Source organism: Nonomuraea monospora (assembly GCF_039531895.1).
Taxonomy (GTDB): domain Bacteria; phylum Actinomycetota; class Actinomycetes; order Streptosporangiales; family Streptosporangiaceae; genus Nonomuraea; species Nonomuraea monospora.
The window spans coordinates 362,120-383,914 of the sequence record NZ_BAAAQX010000009.1 but is presented as its reverse complement, the minus strand read 5'-3'; the positions used below and the strand labels follow the sequence as shown (position 1 = coordinate 383,914).

Sequence of the window (21,795 nt, the reverse complement as noted above, 5' to 3'; positions counted from 1 at the left end):
CGGTGATGGTGCGGTGGCTGGGTGGGCTTGCAGGGGTTGTGCGGGGGTGCGGTGAGGGTGCGCGGGGAAGCGGCGGCCAGCGGCGCTCAGGGGTCACCAGGGGCGGTCAGGGGCGGTCACGGGCGGTCCGACCGACCTGACGCTTGGTGGGTGGCAGATGGCGGAGCGTGACCGCCGCTCCCCCATGTACGCCAGAAAAGCGCCACGAAGGGGACCCATAAAGCACCCCCCACATCCCCCACCCGCATATTCTCAAGATTTCAGGATGACAACATTTCAATAGCGTTTGTCATGCGCACCGATAAACATCACCCACCCCCACCGACTCGGTACAGACCTGTCTAGACCTCTTGTGTACGACGGTCATGAGCTGGTGAAGTGGGACACGAACCTGACCAATCTGGCCATAGAAGGAGCACGAGGTGGCCCCGGAGACCGCTGGTAATGAGCCCCAGGCGCTGTCCAACCTGCTGAAGGAGAACCGCCGGTTCGCGCCCCCGGCAGACCTGGCGGCGGCCGCGAACGTGACCGAAGCCGCCTACAACGAGGCCGCCGCCGACCGCCTGGCCTTCTGGGAGCGTGCGGCCGAGCGGCTGACCTGGGCCAAGCGGTGGGACACGACGCTGGAGTGGAAGGCGCCGTTCGCCAAGTGGTTCGTGGGCGGCGAGCTGAACGTCGCCTACAACTGCGTCGACCGTCACGTGGAGGAGGGGCGCGGCGACAAGGTCGCCTACCACTGGGAGGGCGAGCCCGACGGCGACACCCGCACCCTGACCTACAGCGACCTCAAGCGGGAGGTCAGCAAGGCCGCCAACGCCCTGGCGGAGCTGGGCGTGGGCAAGGGCGACCGGGTCGCCATCTACATGCCGATGATCCCTGAGCTGCCGATCGCGATGCTGGCCTGCGCCCGCATCGGGGCGATCCACTCGGTGGTGTTCGGCGGGTTCTCGGCCAGCGCGCTGAAGAGCCGGATCGACGACGCCGACGCCAAGCTGGTCATCACGGCCGACGGCGGCTACCGCAGGGGCAAGCCGTCGGCGCTCAAGCCGACGGTGGACGAGGCCGTCGCCGAGTGCCCGCAGGTGGAGCACGTCCTGGTCGTACGGCGTACCGGCGAGGACGTCGCCACGAACGGCAAGGACGTCTGGTGGCACGACCTGGTGGAGCGCCAGAGCGACCAGCACACCGCGGAGCCGCACGACGCCGAGGACCCGCTGTACATCCTCTACACCAGCGGCACCACCGGTAAGCCGAAGGGCATCCTGCACACCACCGGCGGCTACCTGACGCAGACGGCCTGGACGCACCACGCGGTCTTCGACCTCAAGCCGGAGACCGACATCTACTGGTGCACGGCCGACATCGGCTGGGTGACGGGCCACTCCTACATCGTGTACGGCCCCCTCGCCAACGGCGCGACGAGCGTCATCTACGAGGGCACCCCGGACACGCCGCACCGGGGCCGGTTCTGGGAGATCGTCCAGAAGTACAAGATCACGATCTTGTACACCGCCCCGACGGCGATCCGGACGTTCATGAAGTGGGGCGACGACATCCCCGCCAAGTACGACATGTCCAGCCTGCGCATCCTGGGCTCGGTCGGCGAGCCGATCAACCCCGAGGCCTACGTCTGGTACCGCGAGCACATCGGCGGCGAGCGCTGCCCCGTCGTGGACACCTGGTGGCAGACCGAGACCGGCGCCATCATGATCAGCCCGCTGCCCGGCGTGACCGCCGCCAAGCCGGGCGCCGCCATGCGCCCGCTGCCCGGCATCGTCGCCGACGTGGTGGACGACCAGGGCAACCCGGTGCCGAACGGCGGCGGCGGCTTCCTGGCCGTGCGTGAGCCGTGGCCGTCCATGCTGCGCACGATCTGGGGCGACGACCAGCGCTACGTCGACACCTACTGGAGCCGTTTCGAGGGCATGTACTTCCCCGGCGACGGCGCCAAGAAGGACGAGGACGGCGACCTGTGGCTGCTCGGCCGCGTGGACGACGTCATGCTGGTCTCCGGCCACAACATCTCCACCACCGAGGTGGAGAGCGCGCTGGTCAGCCACCCGAAGGTGGCCGAGGCGGCCGTGGTCGGCGCGACCGACCCGGTGACGGGCCAGGCCATCGTGTCGTTCGTGATCCTGCGCGGCACGGCGGAGGAGGACGCGGACATCGCCACCGAGCTGCGCAACCACGTGGCCAAGACGCTCGGCCCGATCGCCAAGCCGCGTCAGATCCTGGTGGTGCCCGAGCTGCCCAAGACCCGCTCCGGCAAGATCATGCGCCGTCTCCTGCGCGACGTGGCGGAGAACCGCAGCATCGGTGACGTCACCACGCTGGCCGACAGCACGGTGATGAACCTGATCTCGGAGAAGCTGCCGAGCGCCAAGTCCGAGGACTAGCAGCCAAGGCCGCATGTCCCCACAAAGTGGGACATGCGGCCTTATTTCGGTACGCTTGGGGGAAGGTGTGCCGGGAAGTCTGGTCGGCGAACAAGCAAGGCAGGCGAGCGAGCGTCATGCCGACCCGACCCCAGGAGTGCCGTGCGCATCGAACAGTGGCCCTTCCCCACCGGCGCCCGCTACGCCCGCGCCCTCGCCGAGGCCCTGCGCACGGAGACGATCGGCGGCATCATCATGCTCGTCGCCGCCGTCCTCGCCCTGATCTGGGCGAACGTCTCCATCGACGGCTACGAGGCGCTTCGCCACGCCACGCTCGGCCCCATGGAGCTGTACCAGTGGGTCCAGCACGGCCTGCTGACCATCTTCTTCTTCGTGGCCGGGCTGGAGGTCAAGGAGGAGTTCGTCCACGGCGAGCTGTCCAACCCGCGCAAGGCCGCCCTCCCGATCATCGCCTCGCTGGCCGGCATGGTGCTGCCCGCCGTCGTGTTCCTGCTGGTGAGCTGGGGCGCGGAGGACGCGGCCAAGGGCTGGGCCATCCCGACCGCCACCGACATCGCCTTCGCGCTGGCCGTCCTCGCCGTCACGGCCGGCGCGATGCCCGCCGCGCTGCGCGCGTTCCTGCTGACCTGCGCCGTGGTGGATGACCTGGGCGCCATCGCGGTCATCGCCGTCTTCTACACCGAGCACGTCAACGTCGCCCTGCTGCTGCTCGGCGCGGCGCTCGTGGCCGCGTACGGGCTGGCCCAGCGCCGCCACGTCACCAGCCCCTGGCTGCTCGTGCCGCTCGCCGTCGCCGCCTGGGGGGCCGTGGAGTCCAGCGGCGTGCACGCCACCGTCGCGGGCGTCGCGCTCGGCCTGATGACCAGGGTCACCACGGCCGACGGCGAGACGCGCTCCCCGGCTGAGACCGCCGATCACTACTTCCGCCCGGTTTCGGCGGGAGTGGCCGTGCCCGCCTTCGCGTTCGTGTCGGCGGGGGTGAAGCTGGACGGATCAAGCCTCGGCGCTATCTTTGCCGATCGGGTAGTTCTGGGAGTGATAGCGGGACTCGTACTCGGTAAGTTCCTCGGAGTGTTCGGCGGTGCCTGGCTGTCAGTGCGGCTCGGCCTGGCGAGACTGTCGGAGGAGCTCCACTGGCGGGACATGGCGGCGGTGTCGTTGCTGGCCGGGATCGGGTTCACGGTGTCACTGCTGATCGCCGACCTGGCGTACGGTGACGACCGGCAGCGCGCCGAGGCCGTCACCACCGGGATCCTCGCGGCGAGCGTCATCGCGTCGATCCTGGCGGCGGTGCTGCTCAACATGAGGGTACGCAAGCGTCGCAATGCGCTGGATGATGTTTGACACGGCCACCAGGCCTCGATAGGAGACGTTCATGCCGCAGACTCCCGAGGAAGAATCCCTGGGCTCGCTGGTCGCCCAGGCGAGCAGCCACATCTCGGACCTGATCCGCTCGGAGATCGAGCTGGCCAAGGCCGAGTTCAGGTTCGACGCCAAACGGGTCGGCACGGCGGCGGGGCTGTTCGCCGCGGCCGCCTTCATGGCGCACCTGTGCCTGATCCTCGCCTCGTTCGCGATCGGGTTCGCGCTGGCCGAGTGGCTGCCGACCTGGCTGGCCTTCCTCATCGTGACCCTGTTCTACCTGGTGGTCGCGAGCTTCCTGGTGTGGGTCGGCACCCGCCGGCTCAAGGGGCTGGCCGGGATGAAGCGGACGACCCGTTCCATCAAGGACCTGAAGGAGATCGCCACGCCTGAGGAGCAGGCGCTGCCCGCGCTCAACCCGGATCGCGAGCCGGTGACCCGCGATGGCACCTGACGAGTCGGTCGTCCACATCGAGGGGCCCTGGACGCACCGCGCGGTGCACGCCGGCGGCACCCGCTTCCACGTCGTCGAGGCGGGGACGGGGCCGCTGGTCCTGCTGCTGCACGGGTTCCCGCAGTTCTGGTGGACCTGGCGGCACCAGCTCGTCTCGCTGTCCGAGGCCGGCTACCGGGCCGTGGCGGTCGACCTGCGCGGCTACGGCGGCAGCGACAAGCCGCCGCGCGGCTACGACCTGCCCACGCTGGCCGCCGACGCGACCGGGCTGATCAGGGCGCTGGGCGAGACAGGGGCGATCGTGGTGGGCCACGACTGGGGCGGCCTGCTGGCCTGGACGATGGCCGTGCTCGACCCCAAGTGCGTGCGCAGGCTCGTCGCCGTCTCCGCGCCGCACCCGCTGCGGCTGCGCAACGCCCTGCTGACCGACCCGTTCGGGCAGCTCAAGGCCAGCCGCAGGACGTTCGGCTACCAGCTCCCGCTGCTGCCCGAGCGCCGGCTCACCCGGCACGACGCGGCGATGGTGGGGCGGCTGCTGGAGGAGCGGTCGCGGCCCGGGTGGCCGGAGCCCGAGGAGTCGCGTACGTACCGGGAGGCGTTCAGGATCCCCACCGTGGCGCACTGCGCGCTGGAGTACCACCGCTGGTTCGGCCGCTCCCAGCTCCGGCCCGACGGGCGGCGCTTCGCCCGCGCCATGCGCACCGAAGTGGAGGCGCCCACGCTGCACCTGCACGGGGCGCTCGACCCGAGCGTCCTGCCCCGTACGGCACAGGGTTCGAGCCGCTACGTGGCGGCACCTTACAGGTGGCGGCTGTTCGAGGGAGCCGGCCACTTCCCCCACGAGGAGATCCCCGACGTGTTCGACACCGAGCTGCTCGGCTGGCTGACCGATCCGGAGCCCGACCGATGAGAGACCGCGACACCGAGGGCAGGCCGCGCAACGCCCGGCCGCGCGACGCCTACGGCCGGCCGCTGCCCTACGGCTCCCCCGGCATGCCCAGAGTGCCCGACGACTACGCCCCCAGCACCGAGCAGGCGCTGGCCGACGGGCGGCGGTTCCTGGAGGAGGGGCTGCCGTTCAACGCGCACGAGGTGTTCGAGGGGCGGTGGAAGTGCGCTCCTGAGGAGGAGCGGGAGCTGTGGCAGGGGCTGGCGCAGATCTGCGTCGGGCTGACGCACCTGCAGCGGGGCAACGGGCGCGGGGCGGTGACGCTGTTCAGCCGGGGGGCGGCCAAGGCGCAGTCGTACGGCGGCGCGTACGACCCGGTCGGCAAGGCGGCCTCCGCGCTGACGCAGGACAGCGAGCCCGACGAGGCCGTGGCACTGATCCTGGAGAAGCTCCCCCGCTAAGCCGGCATGCGGCAGCCCACCTGCGAGATCGAGACGCCGCCTGATGGAGAATCAGTCGCACTCCTGCGTGCTGGCCGGCGTCGTGTCGTTGCGGCCCGCCGAGGCGTCGGGGCCGACCTCCTCGGCCGTCAGCACGTAGCCGGTCTGCTCCTCGTTGACGGCGGCGGCGAAGATCACGCCGTAGACCTGGCCGTCCACCGTGAGCAGCGGCCCGCCCGAGTTGCCCGGCAGCACCTGGCCGCGGATCGCGTACACCTTCCGCCTGACCGTGTTCTCGCGGTAGATGTCGGGGCCCTCGGCCTCCACCTGGCCGCCGATCCTGGCCGGCTCGGCGGTGAAGCCCTTGCCCTTCGGGAAGCCGGCGATGATCGCGTTGTCGCCGCGGCTGCCGTCGCCGTCGAACGCGAGCTGCGGCAGGTCGAGGCCGGGCACGTAGAGGACGGCGATGTCGCGGCGCGGGTTGTAGCGCACGACCGTGGCCGCGTGGCGGTCGCCGTTGTAGTCGATCACCTGGAGGTCGCGGGTGACGCCGGCGACCACGTGCGCGTTGGTCATGATCCGGCCGCGCGAGTAGACGAAGCCGGTGCCCTCGATGTGCTTGTTGCAGCTCTCGGCGTTGCCCTGCACCTTGACGATCGCCTGCCTGGCCCGGCCCAGCTTGGCGCCCTGCAGCACGCTCTGGTCGGGCGGCTGCACGTCGATCAGCGTGCCCGCCCCGATCGCGTCGAAGACCGGCGGGAACTCCGAGCGGTCGATGAACTTCTTGAACGGCTGCTGCCAGTTGCGCGCCGCCTGCGGGATCGCGTCGTCGACCGTGGTGAGCAGCGCGGAGTTCTTCACCTGGTCGACGAGCGGGGTGAACGCGGTCGAGACGATCAGCGAGCCGATCAGCCAGGCGATCACCAGCACCGACAGCGCGCTGGCGAACGTGCCGCCGATCGCGTCGGCCATCTTGGCCGGCTCCCACGTGACGTGGCTGCGCACCACGGCGCCCAGCGTGGAGGAGGCGAACTGCCCGATGGTGGCCGACAGGAACACGATCACGATGGCCAGCAACGCCTGCGGCGTGTCACCGTCGACGACCGCCTTGGACACCGGAGGCGCGATGAAGACGCCCAGCACGGCACCGCCCACGAACCCCACGAAGCTCATCGCCCCGATGATGAAACCCTGCCGGTAACCCGAGATGCCGAAGGCGATCACGAGGCCGATCAAGATGAGGTCAAGCAGATCACCGCGCACGCTTCAAAGGTAACCAGCGATACGGTCAAGTGTGCACGTCTTCGATCAGGACGGCGTCACTCACCTGGCTATCTTGAGCGGTATGCCGCCGGACGAGGGAACAGTGCGCGAACTCATCCAGGCTGCGCTGCGCGACACCGATCCTGACGGCCCGCTGCGCTGGCACGTCATCTCGTTGCTGCGTCAGCGGGGCGACCTGGAGTCGTTCATCGAGGCCAGGCGGCTGTGCGCCGCCGACACCGTCGCCGAGCGGCTGCTCGGCGTGGACATCATGGGCATGTTGCGGCCCTTCGTGGACCGCACGCTGCCGGTGCTGCGCTACCTGGCCGCCAGCGAGGACGACGCCATGGTGCTGTACTCGGTGCTGATCGCGTTCGGTCATCTGGCCGACCCGCGGTCGCTGCCGTCCGTGATCGACCTGGCCGGTCACCTCGACGCGCGGGTGCGGTACGGGGCCGCGTACGCGCTGCAGCACGTGCTCGGGGATCCGCCCGACAGGGCGGGACTCGCGACGCTGCGCACGCTGGCCACCGACAGCGACGCCGACGTGGCCGGATGGGCCTCGCTCGGGGTCGCGCTGCGGGCGGCGCACTCAACGGGTTCAGCCGGTACGTGAGGCGAGCCGCACCACGTCGGGCGGCAGGTCCTCCATGCGCTCCGGATCCCACGGACGTTCGAGCCCGCCCTCGCGCAGCACGGTGTCCAGCACCATCGCCGTGAACCCCCACACCAGCATCCCGCGCACCCGGAACGCGGGCCCGGCCGTGCCGCGCGGATGCCGCAGCGTCACCCGGTTCGCCGGATCGACCAGCTCGGCGATCGGCACCCGCTCGACCGAGTCGACCTCGTCGGGCGAGGCCGCGTGCACCGCGGACGGCTCGCGCCACCAGGCGATCACGGGCGTGACCCGGTTGTCGCTGTAGGGCAGGTACAACTCGGGCATCGTGCAGATCACGTGCACCCCGCGCGGGTCGGCGCCGGTCTCCTCCTCGGCCTCCCGCAGCGCGGCCTCGATCGGCCCCGCGTCCTCGGGGTCCACGCCGCCGCCAGGGAAGGCCGGCTGGCCCGCGTGCCTGCGCCCGCGCGCGCTGCGCTGGATGAGCAGCACGTCAGGGCCGTGCGGCCCCTCGCCGAACAACATCAGCACCGCGGCCTCGCGCCCGCGCCCGTCAGGGGGCCGGAGGGGTACGGGAACGCGGATCCGCTGCGCTTGCGCCGCCAGTCTCTCCAGCCAGCCGGGCACTTGGGTCACGCATCCTCCAACACGCCGCGGCGCGAATGACTTCCCCGATCAGGAGAACGGGCCGGATCTGACGAGCTTGCGCGCCTCGGCCTCGCCCGTCGGGCCGGTGCCGTACGAGGGGCAGAGCGCCGCCAGCGGGCACACGCCGCACGCGGGCCGCCGGGCGTGGCAGATGCGGCGGCCGTGCCAGATCACCCGGTGGGAGAAGATCGTCCAGTCGCGCTTGGGCAGCAGCTCGGCCACGACGTGCTCGATCTTGACGGGGTCGGTCTCCTCGGTCCAGCCGAAGCGGCGCACGAGCCGTTGGAAGTGGGTGTCGACGGTCAGGCCGGGCACGTCGAAGGCGTTGCCCAGCACCACGTTGGCCGTCTTGCGGCCCACGCCCGGCAGCGTGACCAGGTCCTTCAGCTTGGCGGGCACCTCGCCGCCGTACCGGTCGCAGACCGCCTGCGCCATGCCGATGATGCTGTTGGTCTTCGCGCGGAAGAAGCCGGTCGAGCGGATGATCTCCTCCATCTCCTCCCGGTCCGCGGCGGCATAGTCCTCCACCGTCGGATATTTCGCGAAGAGGATGGGGGTGACCATGTTGACCCGCTTGTCCGTGCACTGCGCGGACAGGATGGTCGCGACCAGCAGCTCCAGCGGGTTGCGGAAGTCGAGCTCGCAGTGCGCGTCAGGGTAGGTCTCCGCGAGGATGCGGTTCATCTTGCGCGCCCGCCGGACCAGTGCGAGCTGGCTCTCCGGCTTGCGCCCCGCCGCGTTCGTCGCCATGCCGCAAGAGTAGAAGCTCCCGGGAACGGTTGAACCCAAGACGGACCCGACCGCGTACAACCTGGCGCGACGGAAGGGGTCGGTGACATGGGTGATCAGGGTTCCACTCTGGCGGAGTTCGTCAAGCAGACCGGGCCGCTGCGCGGGCAGGCCCTGCACCGGCTGGCCGTGAGCTGCGTGGCCGCCATGGCCAAACTGCACGCGCGCGGCACCGCCGGAATCAGGCCCGGCAAGGAGAGCGTGGCGCTGGGGGCCCGGGGGCAGGTGCTCATCGGCTGGCAGACCGCGCCCGCCGGCGGCGACCTGCCGGAGGCCGAGGACGTACGGGCGTGGGCCGACCTGGTCGTGTTCGCGGCCACCGGCTCCGAGGACGGCGACCTCCGCGTGCTGACGCCCGCGCTGCGCATCGCGATCCAGCAGTGCCGGCTGCCCGACCCGGCGGCGCGCCCGAAGTCGGTGGACGTACTTCGCGTCCTGCTCAGCCGGTCCATGGCGGCGGCGGTCGCCTCCGTGGACGACCTGCTGTCCCAGGCGAGCTGAGCCCAGGACCAGGTCCGGTCACAGTACGGAAACGGCGGTCCGGTACCTTTCCCCCGGGGCTCCACGCACCCGGGCAAGCCCAGAACACTCCGGCATTCCCATAACCTGTGTGTGCTGCCCAGAGTGGGGTGAGTCACAATGGCAGCAGAGGAGGCAGAGTGAACACCGAAGATGTGCTGGGCAAGGCCCCCCTGTTCGCCGCGCTGGACCGCGAGAGCGCCGCGGCGCTGCGCACGAGCATCACCGAGGTCCAGCTGTCGAAGGGGCAGACGCTCTTCCACGAGAACGAGACGGGCGACCGGCTCTACGTGGTGCTGGAGGGGAAGATCAAGCTTTCCCGCACCTCACCGGACGGCAGGGAGAACCTGCTGAGCGTGCTGGGGCCGAGCGAGATGTTCGGCGAGTTGTCGCTGTTCGACCCGCGGCCGCGTACGGCCACGGCGACGGCGCTGACCGAGGTGCGGCTGGCCGGGCTGGGCCACGACGACCTGCGGCCCTGGCTGACCGGCCGGCCCGAGGTGGCGTTGCACCTGTTGCGCGCGCTGGCGCAGCGGTTGCGCCGCACCAACGACGTGCTGGCCGACCTGGTCTTCACCGACGTGCCCGGGCGGGTGGCCAAGCAGTTGCTCGACCTGGCCGAGCGGTTCGGCACGAAGACGGACGACGGGCTGCGGGTGCACCACGACCTGACCCAGGAGGAGCTGGCGCAGCTCGTCGGCGCCTCGCGGGAGACGGTCAACAAGGCGCTGGCCGACTTCGCGCAGCGGGGGTGGCTGCGGATCGAGGCCAAGGCCGTGGTGATCCTGGACATGGACCGGCTCTACAACCGATCGAGGTAGTCGAGCTGGGCCGCCACCGACATCTCAGCGGCCGGCCAGAGTGAGCGGTCGACGTCGGCGTACACGATCTTGACGATCTGGCGCGGCGTGCGGGCGCCCTGCGCGCGCGCCGCCCTGATCTGGTCGAGGCGCTGACGCCGGTGCTCGATGTAGCCGTCGAGCGCGCCGATCGGGTCGGGCAGCACCGGCCCGTGGCCGGGCAGCAGCGCCCGCGCCTCCAGGCCCTCGGCCGCGGCCCTGAGCCGGTCGAGGCTGCGCAGGTAGTCGGCCAGGCCGCCGTCGCGGGCGATGATGGTGGTGCCCCTGCCGAGCACGGTGTCGCCGGTCAGCATCGCCCTGTCGGCGGGCAGCCAGAAGCACAGCGAGTCGAACGAGTGCCCCGGCGTGCCGTAGACGTGGATCTCCAGGCCGTCCACGGTCACCACGTCGCCGTCGCCGAGGCCCTCCTCGCCCAGCCGGTGGCGGGGGTCGAGGGCGCGTACGGGCGCGTCCACCATGCGGGCGAAGCGGCGCGCGCCGCCGCTGTGGTCGAAGTGGCCGTGGGTGAGCAGGATCTGGGTGACGCGGCGCTCGCCGAGATGGTCGCGTACGCGGCCGAGGTGCGCCTGGTCGTCGGGGCCGGGATCGACGACGATCACCTCCTCGCCGGTGCCGATCACCCACGTGTTGGTGCCGTCGAGGGTCATCAGGGAGGGGTTGGGGGCGAGCAGGTTCTCGGCGTGTTCCGTACGGGAGCCGTCGGGCGTGCCGATCGGGATGTGCAGGCCGCTCATCGCGTCACCAGCCGCATCTCACCCTCGATCTCCACGGCCCTGGGCATGATCGTCTCGATCTCGCGGGGCGCGGCCAGGACGTCGGCCACGCTGTCGTACGCGCTCAGCTCGGTCAGTGTGGCGTGGGTGGGCGGCATCAGGAAGAACTCGCCGTTCAGCGCCTCGCCGGGGCTCCGCCACACCACCCGGTCGGCCTCCCCGCCCACGTCGCGCGTGCGCTGCCCCTCGGGCAGCACGGCGACGAAGAAGCGCGTGTCGAAGCGCTTGCGCTCGATCTCGGGGGTGATCCAGTGGGCCCAGGCCTTGAGCAGGTCGGCGCGCAGCACCAGGCCGCGCCTGGCGAGGAAGTCGGCGAAGCCGAGACTGCGGTCGATGAGCGCCAGCCTGTCGGACTCCCAGTCGTCCCCCGTCGTGTCGGCGACCACCGAGCCGGGCCCCGGGCCCGCGAGGAGCACGCCCGACTCCTCGAACGTCTCGCGCACGGCCGCGCACACGAGCCCGCGCGCCAGCCGTTCGTCGGCCTTGAAGACCTCGCCCCACTCCGCGGGGGACGGCCCGGCCCAGGCGACCGCCTGGTCGGTGTCGCGCACGTCCACGGAGCCGCCGGGGAAGACGTAGGCGCCCGCGGCGAAGGCCATCGTCGCCTTGCGGCGCAGCAGATAGACCTCCGGCCCCGGGCGCAGGAGCACCACCGTGGCGGCGTCCCGCGCCGGCACCGGCTGGACCCGGCCGGACAGGACGTCCCGCGCCCGGTCGGCGAGCTCGGCTGGAAGCGGCAATCCGGTCACATGACCTCCTCCTAGAACATCACTCGGTCATGGTGACATATGCCCGCTCAGCCGACTTCGGCGATCAGCTCCACCTCGACGGGCGCGTCCAGCGGCAGGGCGGCCACGCCCACGGCGCTGCGCGCGTGCCTGCCCTGGTCGCCGAACACCTCGGCGAGCAGGTCGCTCGCGCCGTTGGCCACCTGCGGCTGCTCGGTGAAGTCGGGGGCGCTGGCGACGAAGACCACGACCTTGACGATCCGCCTCACCCGGGACAGCTCGCCCAGCTCGGCCTTCAGCGCGGCCAGCGCGTTGAGCACGCAGATGCGGGCCTGCGCCTTGCCCTCGTCGACGCCCAGGTCGACGCCGAGCTTGCCGGTCTGGTGCAGCTTGCCCTCGATCATCGGCACCTGGCCCGAGGTGTAGAGCAGGTCACCGGTGCGGACGACGGGCAGGTAGGAGCCCGCGGGCTTGGCGGGCGACGGCAGGGTGAACCCCAGCTCCTCGACTCGCTGCTCGGGCGTCGTCACTGCTTCTCCCGCTTGAAGTAGGCGACGAGCTGCTCGGGCGTGGCGCCCTGGACGATCTGGACCAGCTCCCAGCCGTCGGCGCCGAAGTTGTCGAGGATCATCTTCGTGTTGTGGATCAGCACGGGTGCCGTGAGGTACTCCCATTTCTTCATGGGGATCACATTAGTGTGAGCAATCTCAAAGGTTGGTCGCAGACTGACGACAAGTGACCGTTCGGTAGCGTGGAAGCGTGGAGTCCCCGGACACTGATTGGGCCGACGTACGACTGCACGTCGTCACCGGCAAGGGCGGCACCGGCAAGACGACCGTCGCCGCCGCTCTCGCGCTCGCGCTCGCCTCGGGCGGCCGCAAGGTGCTGCTGGTGGAGGTCGAGGGCAGGCAGGGCATCGCGCAGATCTTCGATCTGCCGCCCCTCCCGTACGAGGAGCGCAGGATCGCGGTCGCGCCGTCAGGCGGTGACGTGTACGCGCTGGCCATCGACCCCGAGGAGGCCATGCTCGAGTACATGGAGATGTTCTACGGGATGCGCAGGGCGGGCCGGGCGCTGACCAAGATGGGCATCGTCGACTTCGCCACCACCGTGGCCCCCGGCTTCCGCGACGTGCTCGTCACCGGCAAGACCACCGAGGCCGTGCGCAGGCGGGGCAAGAACGGCCGCCGCGTCTACGACGCCGTCGTGCTCGACGCGCCGCCCACCGGCCGCATCACGCGCTTCCTGAACGTCACCAAGGAGGTCGCGGGCCTGGCCAGGGTCGGGCCCATCAAGAACCACTCCGACCTGGTCAGCGGCGTCGTGAAGTCCCCGGAGACGGCTGTGCACTTCGTCACGCTGCTGGAGGAGATGCCGGTGCAGGAGACCCTCGACGGCATCGCCGAGCTGCGCGCCGCGGGCCTTCCGGCGGGTGGGATCTTCATCAACATGGTGCGCCGCTCCCTGCTGCCGCAGGCCGCCCTTGACACGGCTGTCAAGGGCCGGTTCGACCCCGAGGAGCTCGCGCTGGGCCTCAAGGCGGCGGGCATCACCGACGGCTCGCAGGCCGACGCGCTGGCCGGGGCGCTGGCCGAGGAGGTCGTGGAGCACGCCCACCGCACCGAGCTGGAGCGCGCCGAGCGCGAGACGCTGGCCGGGGCCGGTCTGACGAGGTACGAGCTGCCGCTCCTGGCCGACGGCGTGGACCTCGCCGGCCTGTACGAGCTGGCCGAGAACATGCGCACCCAGGGAGCAGCGTGAAGAAGCCCGCCAGGCTCGACGTCGACGCCATCCTCGACGACAAGGGCACCAGGATCATCGTCTGCTGCGGGGCCGGCGGCGTGGGCAAGACCACGACCGCGGCGGCGCTCGGTCTGCGGGCCGCCGAGCGCGGCAGGTGCGCCGTCGTGCTGACGGTCGACCCGGCCAGGCGGCTGGCGCAGTCGATGGGGCTGACCGAGCTGGACAACACCCCGCGCCTGGTCAGCTCGCCCGAGGGCGGTGGCCAGCTCTACGCGATGATGCTCGACATGAAGCGCACGTTCGACGAGATCATCGAGGCGCACGCCGACCCGGTGCGGGCCCGCCAGATCCTGTCGAACCCCTTCTACCAGTCGCTGTCCTCCAGCTTCTCCGGCACGCAGGAGTACATGGCGATGGAGAAGCTGGGCCAGCTCCGCCGCTCCGACGAGTGGGATCTGATCATCGTCGACACGCCGCCCTCGCGCTCGGCGCTCGACTTCCTCGACGCGCCAGAGCGGCTCGGGCGCTTCCTCGACGGCCGGTTCATCAAGCTGCTGACCGCGCCTGCCAAGGCAGGAGGGCGCAGCGCGTTCCGGCTGCTCAACGCCGGGTTCGGGTTGATGGCCGGAGCGATGACCAAGCTGCTGGGCGCCCAGGTGATCAAGGATCTGCAGACGTTCGTGTCCGCGCTGGACGCGGTGTTCGGCGGGTTCAGGCAGCGGGCCGAGATGACGTACCGGCTGCTGCAGGCGCCCGGCACGGCCTTCGTGGTCGTGGCCGCGCCCGAGCGCGACGCGATGCGCGAGGCGTCCTACTTCGTCGAGCGCCTGGCCGAGGAGCGCATGCCCCTGGCCGGGCTCGTCGTCAACCGGGTGCACGTGGCTCCCGCGTCAGGGCTCTCCGCCGCCCGCAGCGCCGCCGCCGCGGAGGACTTGGAGTCGAGGGGCGAGCACGAGCTCACCGCGGCCGTGCTGCGGCTGCACGCCGGGCGAATGCAGCTCGCCGCTCGCGAGAGCCGCGAGCAGGAGCATTTCGTCTCGGCCCACCCCACGGTGCCCGTGGTGCAGGTCCGCGCCATGTCCGAGGACGTCCACGATCTCGCCGGGTTGCGGGAGATCGGGAACCTGCTGGCCACCGCATAGAAGTACGGCCGGCGGCGACGCCGGCCGTACGCGGTCGCCGGGCTGGGATCAGCCGGCGATCAGCTCGTTGGTTCGTTCGTACTCTTCCTTGGCCGACTCGAGCAGCTCTCGCCACGAGTCCACGTCGGGCCGCCGTCGAAGCAGCGCACGTCGTTCCCGTTCGGTCATACCGCCCCACACCCCGAACTCGATGCGATTGTCCAGCGCATCGGCGAGGCATTCAGTACGGACCGGGCAGCCACGGCAGATGAGCTTGGCCCTGTTCTGCGCGGCGCCCTGCACGAACAGGGCATCCGGATCCGCACCCTTACAGGCGGCACGGGAGGTCCAATCCGTGATCCACATTTTTCGACCCCACTCCCCTTAGGTGGTCAGTCGTCATTTGGGGCCGACGGGCGCGGGCGCCGAGCCTCCGTATTCAGTTGCCGCAGGGAGAACGTACGCAACTACACGTTCGGGCCGACAGACCCCAGAGGACCAATTTCTCGCGGCCATCTTGACCGGGAATGACTAGTCACCCCCGTCAGTCAAGGCGAAATGGTGTCGTGCTACCGATTCGGTCAGTGTTTCCGCGTACTCTTGGTAGCGTGCAAGCGCAGCGCAAAGATCGCTCCAACCCCGTGCTCAACGTCCTGCGGCTCATCATCGCGGGCGCGGCTGCGGGGGTGCTCGCGGCTGCCGTTGCCCTGCCCGCCGTCGGCGGGGCGGGCATGTCCACCAGGAGCGCGGTGGACGCACTCAACCTCAAGCCGGAAGAGCTCGACGAACCCCCTCTGTCCGAACGCACCGAGATCTTTGATGCCGACGGCAAGAAGATCGCCCAGTTCTACTTCGAGAACCGGCAGTCCGTGACCCTCGACAAGGTCGCCCCGATCATGCAGACAGCGCTGATCGCGATCGAGGACTTCCGTTTCTACCAGCACGGGCCGATCGATGTGGAGGGAACGGTCAGAGCGCTGCTGAAGAATGTGAGCAGCGGCGGCGTCATGCAGGGCGGTTCTTCGATCACCCAGCAGTACGTCAAGCAGGTGCTGGTCAACAAGGCCGAGACGCCCGAGGAGCAGGCCGCCGCGATCGCGCCGACCGTCTCCAGGAAGCTGTCCGAGTTGCGCAACGCCATGGCGATCGAGAAGAAGTACTCGAAGAACCAGATTCTCGAGAAATATCTCAACATCGCCTACTTCGGCGCCGGCGCCCACGGCATCCAGGCCGCCGCCAAGCGCTTCTTCAACAAGTCCGCCGCCGACCTCAACCTCGTCGAGTCCGCCACGCTCGCCGGCGCCGTGCAGAACCCGGCCAGGACCGACCCCAACGTCGGCCCCGAGTCCCGCCAGCGGCTGCTGGAGCGGCGCAACATCGTGCTCGACCGGATGGCCGAGCTGAAGAAGATCTCCGCCGAGGAGGCCGCGGCCGCCAAGGAGAAGAAGCTGGGCTACAAGGACGTCAAGGTGCCCGGCGGCTGCGAGGCCAGCAAATACCCGTACTTCTGCCTCTACGTCCAGTACGAGATCCTCAACAACGAGGACTTCGGGAAGAACCAGGACGAGCGCAGGAAGCTGCTCCAGCGCGGCGGCCTGCGGATCAAGACCACGATCGACCCGAAGATGCAGGAGGCCGCCGAGAAGGCCATCAAGAGGTACGTCAGCACCAAGGACAAGCCCGTGGCCTCGCAGGCCATGGTCGTGCCCGGCACCGGCGAGATCAAGGCGATGGCCGCCTCCCGCAAGTTCGGCGGAAGCAAGAAGAAGAACGAGATGAGCTACAACATCGTGGCCGACGCCGCGCACGGCGGCGGTCGCGGGTTCCAGCAGGGCTCGACCGCCAAGGTCTACACGCTGGCCGCCGCGCTGGAGGAGGGCCTCAAGTACGGCGACGGCTTCCCCTCCCCCGCCGGCTACACCGCCAGCGGCTACAGCTCGTTCAAGAACTGCAAGAACCAGAACGTCGGCGACCCGACCCACACCGTGCGCAACTCCAGCGAGGGCGGCGGCGGCTTCAAGACCCTGCAGACCGGCACCTGGGGCTCGGTGAACACGTTCTTCATCAAGCTGCAGGAGAAGGTCGGGCTCTGCGACACGGTCAAGATGGCCAAGAAGCTCGGCGTCAAGCGGGCCGACGGGCAGAAGCTGTCCGAGGTCGAGACGTTCACGCTGGGGGTCAACGAGGTCGACCCCGTCACCATCGCCAGCTCGTACGCCGTCTTCGCCTCGCGCGGCCAGTACTGCAAGCCGCTGGCCATCACCGAGATCAAGGACCGCTTCGGCAAGGCCAAGCAGTACAAGCCGAAGTGCTCGCAGGTGCTGGAGGAGGAGGTCGCCGACGCGGTCAGCGGCATCCTGTCCGGCGTGTTCACCAAGGGCACCATGACGGACGTCGGCGGCATCGGGCGCGACGCGGCCGGCAAGACCGGCACGACCGACAACTACATGTCGGCCTGGTTCGCCGGTTACACCCCGAACATGTCCTCCGCCGTCAGCCTGGGCGACCCGCGCGGCACCTCGGCGCACAAGCTCATCGGGATCACCATCGGCGGGCGCTACTACCCGTACGTGTACGGGTCGTCCATCTCGGGGCGGATCTGGAAGGACTCCATGATCCAGGCGCTGAAGGGCGTCGAGCCGGTCGACTTCCGCTCGGTCGACACCTCGCGCTTCGGCGGCTGCACCGACAACTGCGCGCCCAAGCCCAAGAAGAAGAAGGACGAGAACGGGCCCGACGACCCGTTCGACATCTTCGACCCCGGCAACAACGGCGACGGGCCGTTCGGCGGGCGCGGCGGCGGCGACGATGACGGGCCCGGCGGCGGGCGCGGCGGGCGTGGCGCCGGCGACGCGGGGCCGATCATCACGCCCGGCGGCTGAGAGGCGCTGAGGCCTCCGCTCACGTCCCGGAAGTCGCGGGGGCGTGGGGGGAGGCCTCGGACTCCTGAGGGCACTGAGAGGCCCTCAGGGGCGCAGACAAGCGCTCCTGGGCTTACCGGGGCCTGCTTTACCCAGGCTTACTTGGCCAGGCGGGCCTTGACGGCGGCGGCCACGCGGCCGCCCTCGGCCCGGCCCGCGACCTTCGGGTTGACCGCCTTCATGACCTGCCCCATCGCCTGCGGCCCCGCGGCGCCCGTCTCGGCCACGGCCGCCTCCACCAGCTCGGCCAGCTCCTCGTCGGACAGCTGCGCCGGAAGGTACTCCTCCAGCACCGCCTGCTCGGCCAGCTCCGCCTCCGCCTGCTCCTTGCGGCCCGCGTTGCCGAACGCCTCGGCCGCCTCGCGCCGCTTCTTGGCCTCCTTCGTGAGGACCTTGATGACCTCGTCGTCGGAGAGCTGCCTGGCCTCCTTGCCCGCGACCTCCTCCACGTTGATCGCGGCCAGTGCCATGCGGACCGTCCGCAGCCGTACCTCGTCCTTGCTCTTCAGCGAGGCCGTCAAGTCGGCCTTCAGCTTGTCCTTCAATGCGCTCATGCGCTCCATCTTGCCGCCTGCGCGGACCCGTCCGTCGCGGTCCGGCCGATGTCACGCCCGAAGTCGGGCATCATGAAGAGGTGAGGAAAGCCGTCGCAGTACCCCTGTCCATGCTCGGTCTCGGCCTGGCCGGGCTGGGTTACGCCTCCGTGGTGGAGCGCAACTGGTTCCGCCTGCGCCGCTTCGACGTCCCCGTCCTGGAGCGCGGCCAGCGTCCCGTGCGCGTCCTCCACCTGTCGGACCTGCACCTGACGCCGCGCCGCACGATGCTGATCAACTGGGTCCGCTCGCTCGGCGCCCTGGAGCCCGACCTCGTCGTCAACACCGGCGACTCCATCGCCCACCCCGAGGCCGTCCCCGCGCTCCTGCACGCTCTGGAGCCCCTGCTGTCGCGCCCCGGCCTGTTCGTCTACGGCTCCAACGACCTCTACGCCCCCGTGCCCAAGAACCCGGCCCGCTACCTGTGGCGCACGTCCAAGAACGACCACCGCCAGCACGTGCCCTCCCTGCCCTGGGAGGAGCTGGGGGCCGGCATGGCGGCCGAGGGCTGGCTCGACATGAACAACACCACCGCCCGCGTCAAGGTCGGCGACCTCGACGTGGCCGTCGCCGGCATCCACGACTCCCACATCAACCGCGACCGCTACGACCTCGTAGCCGGCCCCGCCCCCGCCGACGCCGACCTCCGCCTCGGCGTCATGCACTCCCCAGAACCCCGCAACATGACCCGCTTCGCCGCCGACGGCTACCAGCTCCTGCTGGCCGGCCACACCCACGGCGGCCAGCTCTGCATCCCCTTCTACGGCGCCCTCGTCACCAACTGCGGCATCGACCGGGCCCGCGTCAAGGGCCTCAACCGGCACGACTCCGCCTGGCTGCACGTGTCCGCCGGGCTCGGGACCTCGCCGTACGCGCCTGTGCGGTTCGCCTGCTTCCCCGAGGCCACCTTGCTGACGCTGGTGCCTCGGAGATAAAGGCGGTCACAACCACCTTGAGAGTCCGCTAGACTTTTCAAGCACGCACACGACGGGTGTGTGCGCCGGGGTGTAGCGCAGCTTGGCAGCGCGCTTCGTTCGGGACGAAGAGGTCGTGGGTTCAAATCCCGCCACCCCGACAGCTGTACCGCAAGTCAAGGGCCTGGTTCTCAAGATCGAGAGCTAGGCCCTTGATCGTTTGACCGTCCGCATGAACGCCGCCCGGGGACACTGACGGGTTCAAACAGGTTTGCAGGGCACCGTGATCCCAACTGCAAGCGTGCAGTCGGCGGGGGCAGGTTCAGACGGAGGACCTGCACAGGAGATGCCCTGCCAACTTGGACAACGCCCTCGCTGGTATCCGGCGGCGCTCAGCGGCGTCAGGTTCCCGCGATCAGCCCTACGGCCTGTGGATGAGCGCCTCGACCGGCAGGCGGAGATCTCGGTCCTGTCCGGCCTGCAGTTCCAGGGCGACGTGGCCGTCGTGCCGGTCACCAGGGACCCGTCCCGCACCCCGATCCCCGCCTCCGGCGTCCCGGTCGTGCGCGGGCAGGACCAGGCCAACACCCGCCTCCGGGTCGAGACGGGCCCGGCGTTCTTCACCCCTGACCGGAGCGGGCGCGCGCTGGTGCTCGGCCTGCTGACCGTAGAGGAGAGCGCGACCGCCTACCTCGCGCACCCCGAACACGCCTTCACCGGCATCGCACCCGGGACGTACGAGCTGCGGCGGCAGCGTGAGCAGGCGGGCCAGGTCCGGCTCGTCGCCGACTAGGCTCCCTTACTCGGCCGCGAAGACGGCGACGCCGCTGGCGAAGCAGCCGACGATGTCCCCGGACTCGTTCATGGCAATGGCTGTCACAACCCCGGGGAGCTGAAGGCGGCGGCCGAGCTGCCGACGGGTGGTGAGGTCCCACACTTCCACCAGAGAGCCCTTCGTGGTCACAGCGACGGGCTGACCGTCCAGCGATGCCACCGCGAGCAACTCCACGTTGACGACAGGCAGTTTGCCGATGAGCCGGTTCGTGGCCACCTCCCACAGCTCCACCGGCACGTCCCTTTGCCGGTTCCACCGCACCTCGCTCGCGGTCAGAGCGACCGCTCTACCACCGACCTCGGTGGTGGCGAGCTGCAGCACAGGCGTGCCGTGGTGCTGAGACGAACTGATTGCCCGGTTGGAGGCCAAGTCCCGGACCCGGAGGCCGCCGTGGAAGGCACCGGACACGGAGACGGGTGCGCCATCGACCACAGCGGTGCCGACGGCGCGGACCCAGCGGCGGTGGCTGACGCCGGGTGCGCCGATCTCCTGGCCGGTAGCGAGGTTCCACACCCGTACGGTCTTGTCGGCCCCTGCGGTCACGGCGAGCGGCTGCCCGGTGGCCGAGGAGGTGGCGACCGAGCTGACGGCGGCTGTGTGCCTGGTCAGCGGAGCGCCGAGTTGCTTGCCGGTGGCCAGGTCCCAAATCCTGACGGTGCAGTCGTCGCTACCGGTGACGGCGACGGCGCGGTCGTCGACGGTGGCGAGGGCTCTGATCGGCCCGTTGTGCCCGGTGAGCGGCTGCCCGATCGGCTGCCCCGAGGTCAGATCCCACAGCCGGACGCTGTGGTCGTCGCCGCCGGTGACCACGACGCGCTGTCCGTCCACGGTGGCGGTGGTCACCGCTCGCATCTGTCCCACGGAGGACTCCGCGGCCTCCAGCCCGAACCGCAAGTCCCATACCCGCACTCTGCCGTCGCTGCCGCCCGTGACTGCGACCGGCCGGTCGTCGAGCACGGCCACGTCAACCGACCACACGTAGTCGGTGTGCCCGGTGAAGACGTGGAGCTGCTTCCCGGTGGCGAGGTCCCAGAGCCGCACGGTACGGTCGACGCCCGCGCTGAGCGCCACCGGCCGATCGTCGATCGTGGTGAAGGCGACACCGTCCACTCCTCGGTCGTGGCCTGTCCACGGTTCTCCGACCATTCGGCGGGTGGCCAGATCCCAGACTCGCACCGTGCCGTCGTAGTGGCCTCCCGTGACGACGACCGGACGGCCGTGGAGGGTGGTCGTGGCCAGCGTGGACACGGTGTCCTTGTGGGCGGTGAACGGTTCACCGAGCTGTTCGCCTGTGGCCAGGTCCGATATCCGGATCTCCCCGAGTGCGCTGTTCGACACCACCACCGTCCTGCCATCCAGCTCGGCCGTGGCCACGTGCTTCGCCGCGTACTCGTAAGGGATGAACGGTTTCGCGAGCTGTTCGCCGGTGGCCAGGTCCCACACGCGCACCGCGCCGTCGGAGCCGCCGGTGACCGCCACCGCCCGGCCGTTCAGCGTGGACGTCGTGACCCCTCGCACGATCCCGTCGTGCGCCGTGAACGGGCTGCCTATTGGCCGGCCGGTGGCGAGGTCCCACACCCGCGCCGACTTGTCGTTGCTGGCGGAGACGGCGACGGGCCGGCCGTCGAGCGTCGCGGTGGCGAGGCCGTACACCGAGCCCGCGTGCCCGGTGAGGGTGCTGCCGATCTGCTGCTGGGTAGCCAGGTCCCATAACGCCAACGAGCCGTCCTGTGAGGCGGTGACGGCGACGGGCAGGCCGTCGAGGACCGTGGTGGCGACCGCGTGGATCTTTCCGTAAGCCGCCTGGCCAAGGGGCGGTATGGACGCCACCTCCCCGGTCGACCGCCAGGCCCATCGCAGGCCCCATCCCTTGATCTCCCGCTTTGACATGGTGCACACCGTACAACCGGTCATGAAGGCTTGTGCTCAAG

Annotated in this window: 23 protein-coding genes and 1 tRNA gene; 14 read left to right on the top strand and 10 right to left on the bottom strand. The window is 70.2% G+C overall.

Features of this window, described 5'->3' with window-relative positions; genetic code table 11:
- Nucleotides 1-422: 422 nt before the first annotated feature.
- From acs to ABD331_RS20990, 5 genes are all read left to right on the top strand, one after another.
- Nucleotides 423-2,396, top strand: coding sequence for an acetate--CoA ligase (acs, locus tag ABD331_RS21010; protein ID WP_344477210.1), 1,974 nt, complete (start codon nucleotides 423-425; stop codon nucleotides 2,394-2,396).
- Nucleotides 2,397-2,537: 141 nt separating this feature from the next.
- Nucleotides 2,538-3,740 (top strand): Na+/H+ antiporter NhaA, encoded by a 1,203-nt coding sequence (gene nhaA / locus ABD331_RS21005; RefSeq protein ID WP_344477208.1) that lies wholly within the window; start codon nucleotides 2,538-2,540, stop codon nucleotides 3,738-3,740.
- Nucleotides 3,741-3,771: 31 nt separating this feature from the next.
- Nucleotides 3,772-4,212, top strand: a complete 441-nt coding sequence (locus tag ABD331_RS21000) for a phage holin family protein (RefSeq protein ID WP_148438115.1) — start codon at nucleotides 3,772-3,774, stop codon at nucleotides 4,210-4,212.
- Nucleotides 4,202-5,122, top strand: coding sequence for an alpha/beta fold hydrolase (locus ABD331_RS20995; protein WP_344477205.1), 921 nt, complete (start codon nucleotides 4,202-4,204; stop codon nucleotides 5,120-5,122). Before ABD331_RS21000 ends, ABD331_RS20995 begins: the two co-directional genes overlap by 11 nt.
- Entirely contained in the window at nucleotides 5,119-5,562 is a 444-nt protein-coding gene (locus ABD331_RS20990) for a DUF309 domain-containing protein (protein ID WP_344477203.1), read from the top strand. The genes ABD331_RS20995 and ABD331_RS20990 overlap by 4 nt, the downstream gene beginning before the upstream one ends.
- Before the next feature lie 51 nt (nucleotides 5,563-5,613).
- Here the strand turns inward: ABD331_RS20990 and ABD331_RS20985 are convergent, their stop codons facing one another.
- Nucleotides 5,614-6,804 (bottom strand): MarP family serine protease, encoded by a 1,191-nt coding sequence (locus ABD331_RS20985; protein ID WP_344477201.1) that lies wholly within the window; start codon nucleotides 6,802-6,804, stop codon nucleotides 5,614-5,616.
- A gap of 82 nt (nucleotides 6,805-6,886) precedes the next feature.
- On the opposite strand from ABD331_RS20985, the gene ABD331_RS20980 reads away from it, so the two are divergent.
- On the top strand, nucleotides 6,887-7,420 hold the full coding sequence (locus ABD331_RS20980; RefSeq protein WP_344477199.1) for a HEAT repeat domain-containing protein: 534 nt from the start codon (nucleotides 6,887-6,889) through the stop codon (nucleotides 7,418-7,420).
- Here ABD331_RS20980 and ABD331_RS20975 read toward each other — a convergent pair.
- Together ABD331_RS20975 and nth are read right to left on the bottom strand one after the other, a co-directional pair.
- Entirely contained in the window at nucleotides 7,406-8,056 is a 651-nt protein-coding gene (locus ABD331_RS20975) for an NUDIX hydrolase (RefSeq protein ID WP_344477197.1), read from the bottom strand. The genes ABD331_RS20980 and ABD331_RS20975 overlap by 15 nt on opposite strands.
- 39 nt (nucleotides 8,057-8,095) lie before the next feature.
- The gene (gene nth, locus ABD331_RS20970) at nucleotides 8,096-8,818 is read right to left on the bottom strand and encodes an endonuclease III (protein WP_344477194.1); all 723 of its coding nucleotides are present in this window, start codon (nucleotides 8,816-8,818) and stop codon (nucleotides 8,096-8,098) included.
- Between the two features lie 87 nt (nucleotides 8,819-8,905).
- Here nth and ABD331_RS20965 point away from each other — a divergent pair, with 87 nt between their 5' ends.
- Both ABD331_RS20965 and ABD331_RS20960 read left to right on the top strand, forming a co-directional pair.
- A complete protein-coding gene (locus ABD331_RS20965) occupies nucleotides 8,906-9,358 on the top strand; it encodes a hypothetical protein (protein WP_344477192.1) in 453 nt (150 codons plus the stop codon).
- Between the two features lie 158 nt (nucleotides 9,359-9,516).
- Nucleotides 9,517-10,197, top strand: coding sequence for a Crp/Fnr family transcriptional regulator (locus ABD331_RS20960; RefSeq protein WP_043629901.1), 681 nt, complete (start codon nucleotides 9,517-9,519; stop codon nucleotides 10,195-10,197).
- On the opposite strand, the gene ABD331_RS20955 is transcribed toward ABD331_RS20960, so the two are convergent.
- The 4 genes from ABD331_RS20955 to sp36 are packed head-to-tail and all read right to left on the bottom strand — an operon-like array spanning nucleotide 10,179 to nucleotide 12,419.
- Nucleotides 10,179-10,970, bottom strand: coding sequence for an MBL fold metallo-hydrolase (locus tag ABD331_RS20955; protein ID WP_344477190.1), 792 nt, complete (start codon nucleotides 10,968-10,970; stop codon nucleotides 10,179-10,181). The two genes, ABD331_RS20960 and ABD331_RS20955, sit on opposite strands and share 19 nt — an antisense overlap.
- Nucleotides 10,967-11,749 (bottom strand): NUDIX hydrolase, encoded by a 783-nt coding sequence (locus tag ABD331_RS20950; protein ID WP_344477229.1) that lies wholly within the window; start codon nucleotides 11,747-11,749, stop codon nucleotides 10,967-10,969. The genes ABD331_RS20955 and ABD331_RS20950 overlap by 4 nt, the downstream gene beginning before the upstream one ends.
- Before the next feature lie 56 nt (nucleotides 11,750-11,805).
- Complete coding sequence (locus ABD331_RS20945; protein WP_148438126.1) at nucleotides 11,806-12,267, bottom strand: RidA family protein; 462 nt, start codon at nucleotides 12,265-12,267, stop codon at nucleotides 11,806-11,808.
- Nucleotides 12,264-12,419 carry a Sp36 family protein gene (gene sp36 / locus ABD331_RS20940; RefSeq protein ID WP_148438127.1) on the bottom strand — a complete coding sequence of 52 codons (156 nt, stop codon included), beginning with the start codon at nucleotides 12,417-12,419 and terminating at the stop codon, nucleotides 12,264-12,266. The genes ABD331_RS20945 and sp36 overlap by 4 nt, the downstream gene beginning before the upstream one ends.
- Before the next feature lie 77 nt (nucleotides 12,420-12,496).
- Between sp36 and bagA the strand changes: the two genes are divergently transcribed.
- Together bagA and bagB are read left to right on the top strand one after the other, a co-directional pair.
- A complete protein-coding gene (gene bagA, locus ABD331_RS20935; RefSeq protein ID WP_344477186.1) occupies nucleotides 12,497-13,498 on the top strand; it encodes an ATPase BagA in 1,002 nt (333 codons plus the stop codon).
- Nucleotides 13,495-14,622: an ATPase BagB gene (bagB, locus tag ABD331_RS20930; protein WP_344477184.1), complete on the top strand. Its 1,128-nt coding sequence runs from the start codon at nucleotides 13,495-13,497 to the stop codon at nucleotides 14,620-14,622. Before bagA ends, bagB begins: the two co-directional genes overlap by 4 nt.
- 48 nt (nucleotides 14,623-14,670) lie before the next feature.
- Here bagB and ABD331_RS20925 read toward each other — a convergent pair whose 3' ends face one another.
- Entirely contained in the window at nucleotides 14,671-14,967 is a 297-nt protein-coding gene (locus ABD331_RS20925; RefSeq protein WP_020542548.1) for a WhiB family transcriptional regulator, read from the bottom strand.
- A gap of 242 nt (nucleotides 14,968-15,209) precedes the next feature.
- Here ABD331_RS20925 and ABD331_RS20920 point away from each other — a divergent pair, with 242 nt between their 5' ends.
- On the top strand, nucleotides 15,210-17,483 hold the full coding sequence (locus tag ABD331_RS20920; RefSeq protein WP_344477181.1) for a transglycosylase domain-containing protein: 2,274 nt from the start codon (nucleotides 15,210-15,212) through the stop codon (nucleotides 17,481-17,483).
- 137 nt (nucleotides 17,484-17,620) lie between these two features.
- On the opposite strand, the gene ABD331_RS20915 is transcribed toward ABD331_RS20920, so the two are convergent.
- Nucleotides 17,621-18,076 (bottom strand): GatB/YqeY domain-containing protein, encoded by a 456-nt coding sequence (locus ABD331_RS20915; protein ID WP_148438131.1) that lies wholly within the window; start codon nucleotides 18,074-18,076, stop codon nucleotides 17,621-17,623.
- A gap of 110 nt (nucleotides 18,077-18,186) precedes the next feature.
- On the opposite strand from ABD331_RS20915, the gene ABD331_RS20910 reads away from it, so the two are divergent.
- The 3 genes from ABD331_RS20910 to ABD331_RS20900 all read left to right on the top strand — a co-directional run bounded on the left by ABD331_RS20910 (nucleotide 18,187) and on the right by ABD331_RS20900 (nucleotide 19,822).
- Entirely contained in the window at nucleotides 18,187-19,050 is an 864-nt protein-coding gene (locus ABD331_RS20910) for a metallophosphoesterase (RefSeq protein WP_344477227.1), read from the top strand.
- 66 nt (nucleotides 19,051-19,116) lie between these two features.
- Nucleotides 19,117-19,190 (top strand) — tRNA-Pro (locus ABD331_RS20905).
- A 269-nt stretch (nucleotides 19,191-19,459) separates the two neighbouring features.
- Nucleotides 19,460-19,822 (top strand): hypothetical protein, encoded by a 363-nt coding sequence (locus ABD331_RS20900; protein ID WP_344477178.1) that lies wholly within the window; start codon nucleotides 19,460-19,462, stop codon nucleotides 19,820-19,822.
- 6 nt (nucleotides 19,823-19,828) lie between these two features.
- On the opposite strand, the gene ABD331_RS20895 is transcribed toward ABD331_RS20900, so the two are convergent.
- Entirely contained in the window at nucleotides 19,829-21,754 is a 1,926-nt protein-coding gene (locus tag ABD331_RS20895; protein WP_344477177.1) for a WD40 repeat domain-containing protein, read from the bottom strand.
- Nucleotides 21,755-21,795: the final 41 nt, after the last annotated feature.

What these genes read in the sequence shown, in the direction of transcription:
- ABD331_RS21000 (WP_148438115.1), top strand. Translation starts at nt 3,772, where the DNA reads ATGCCGCAGACTCCCGAGGAAGAATCCCTGGGCTCGCTGGTCGCCCAG.
- ABD331_RS20995 (WP_344477205.1), top strand. Translation starts at nt 4,202, where the DNA reads ATGGCACCTGACGAGTCGGTCGTCCACATCGAGGGGCCCTGGACGCAC.
- ABD331_RS20990 (WP_344477203.1), top strand. Translation starts at nt 5,119, where the DNA reads ATGAGAGACCGCGACACCGAGGGCAGGCCGCGCAACGCCCGGCCGCGC.
- ABD331_RS20980 (WP_344477199.1), top strand. Translation starts at nt 6,887, where the DNA reads ATGCCGCCGGACGAGGGAACAGTGCGCGAACTCATCCAGGCTGCGCTG.
- nth (WP_344477194.1), bottom strand. Translation starts at nt 8,818, where the DNA reads ATGGCGACGAACGCGGCGGGGCGCAAGCCGGAGAGCCAGCTCGCACTG.
- ABD331_RS20965 (WP_344477192.1), top strand. Translation starts at nt 8,906, where the DNA reads ATGGGTGATCAGGGTTCCACTCTGGCGGAGTTCGTCAAGCAGACCGGG.
- ABD331_RS20955 (WP_344477190.1), bottom strand. Translation starts at nt 10,970, where the DNA reads ATGAGCGGCCTGCACATCCCGATCGGCACGCCCGACGGCTCCCGTACG.
- sp36 (WP_148438127.1), bottom strand. Translation starts at nt 12,419, where the DNA reads ATGAAGAAATGGGAGTACCTCACGGCACCCGTGCTGATCCACAACACG.
- ABD331_RS20925 (WP_020542548.1), bottom strand. Translation starts at nt 14,967, where the DNA reads ATGTGGATCACGGATTGGACCTCCCGTGCCGCCTGTAAGGGTGCGGAT.
- ABD331_RS20915 (WP_148438131.1), bottom strand. Translation starts at nt 18,076, where the DNA reads ATGAGCGCATTGAAGGACAAGCTGAAGGCCGACTTGACGGCCTCGCTG.
- ABD331_RS20910 (WP_344477227.1), top strand. Translation starts at nt 18,187, where the DNA reads ATGCTCGGTCTCGGCCTGGCCGGGCTGGGTTACGCCTCCGTGGTGGAG.
- ABD331_RS20895 (WP_344477177.1), bottom strand. Translation starts at nt 21,754, where the DNA reads ATGTCAAAGCGGGAGATCAAGGGATGGGGCCTGCGATGGGCCTGGCGG.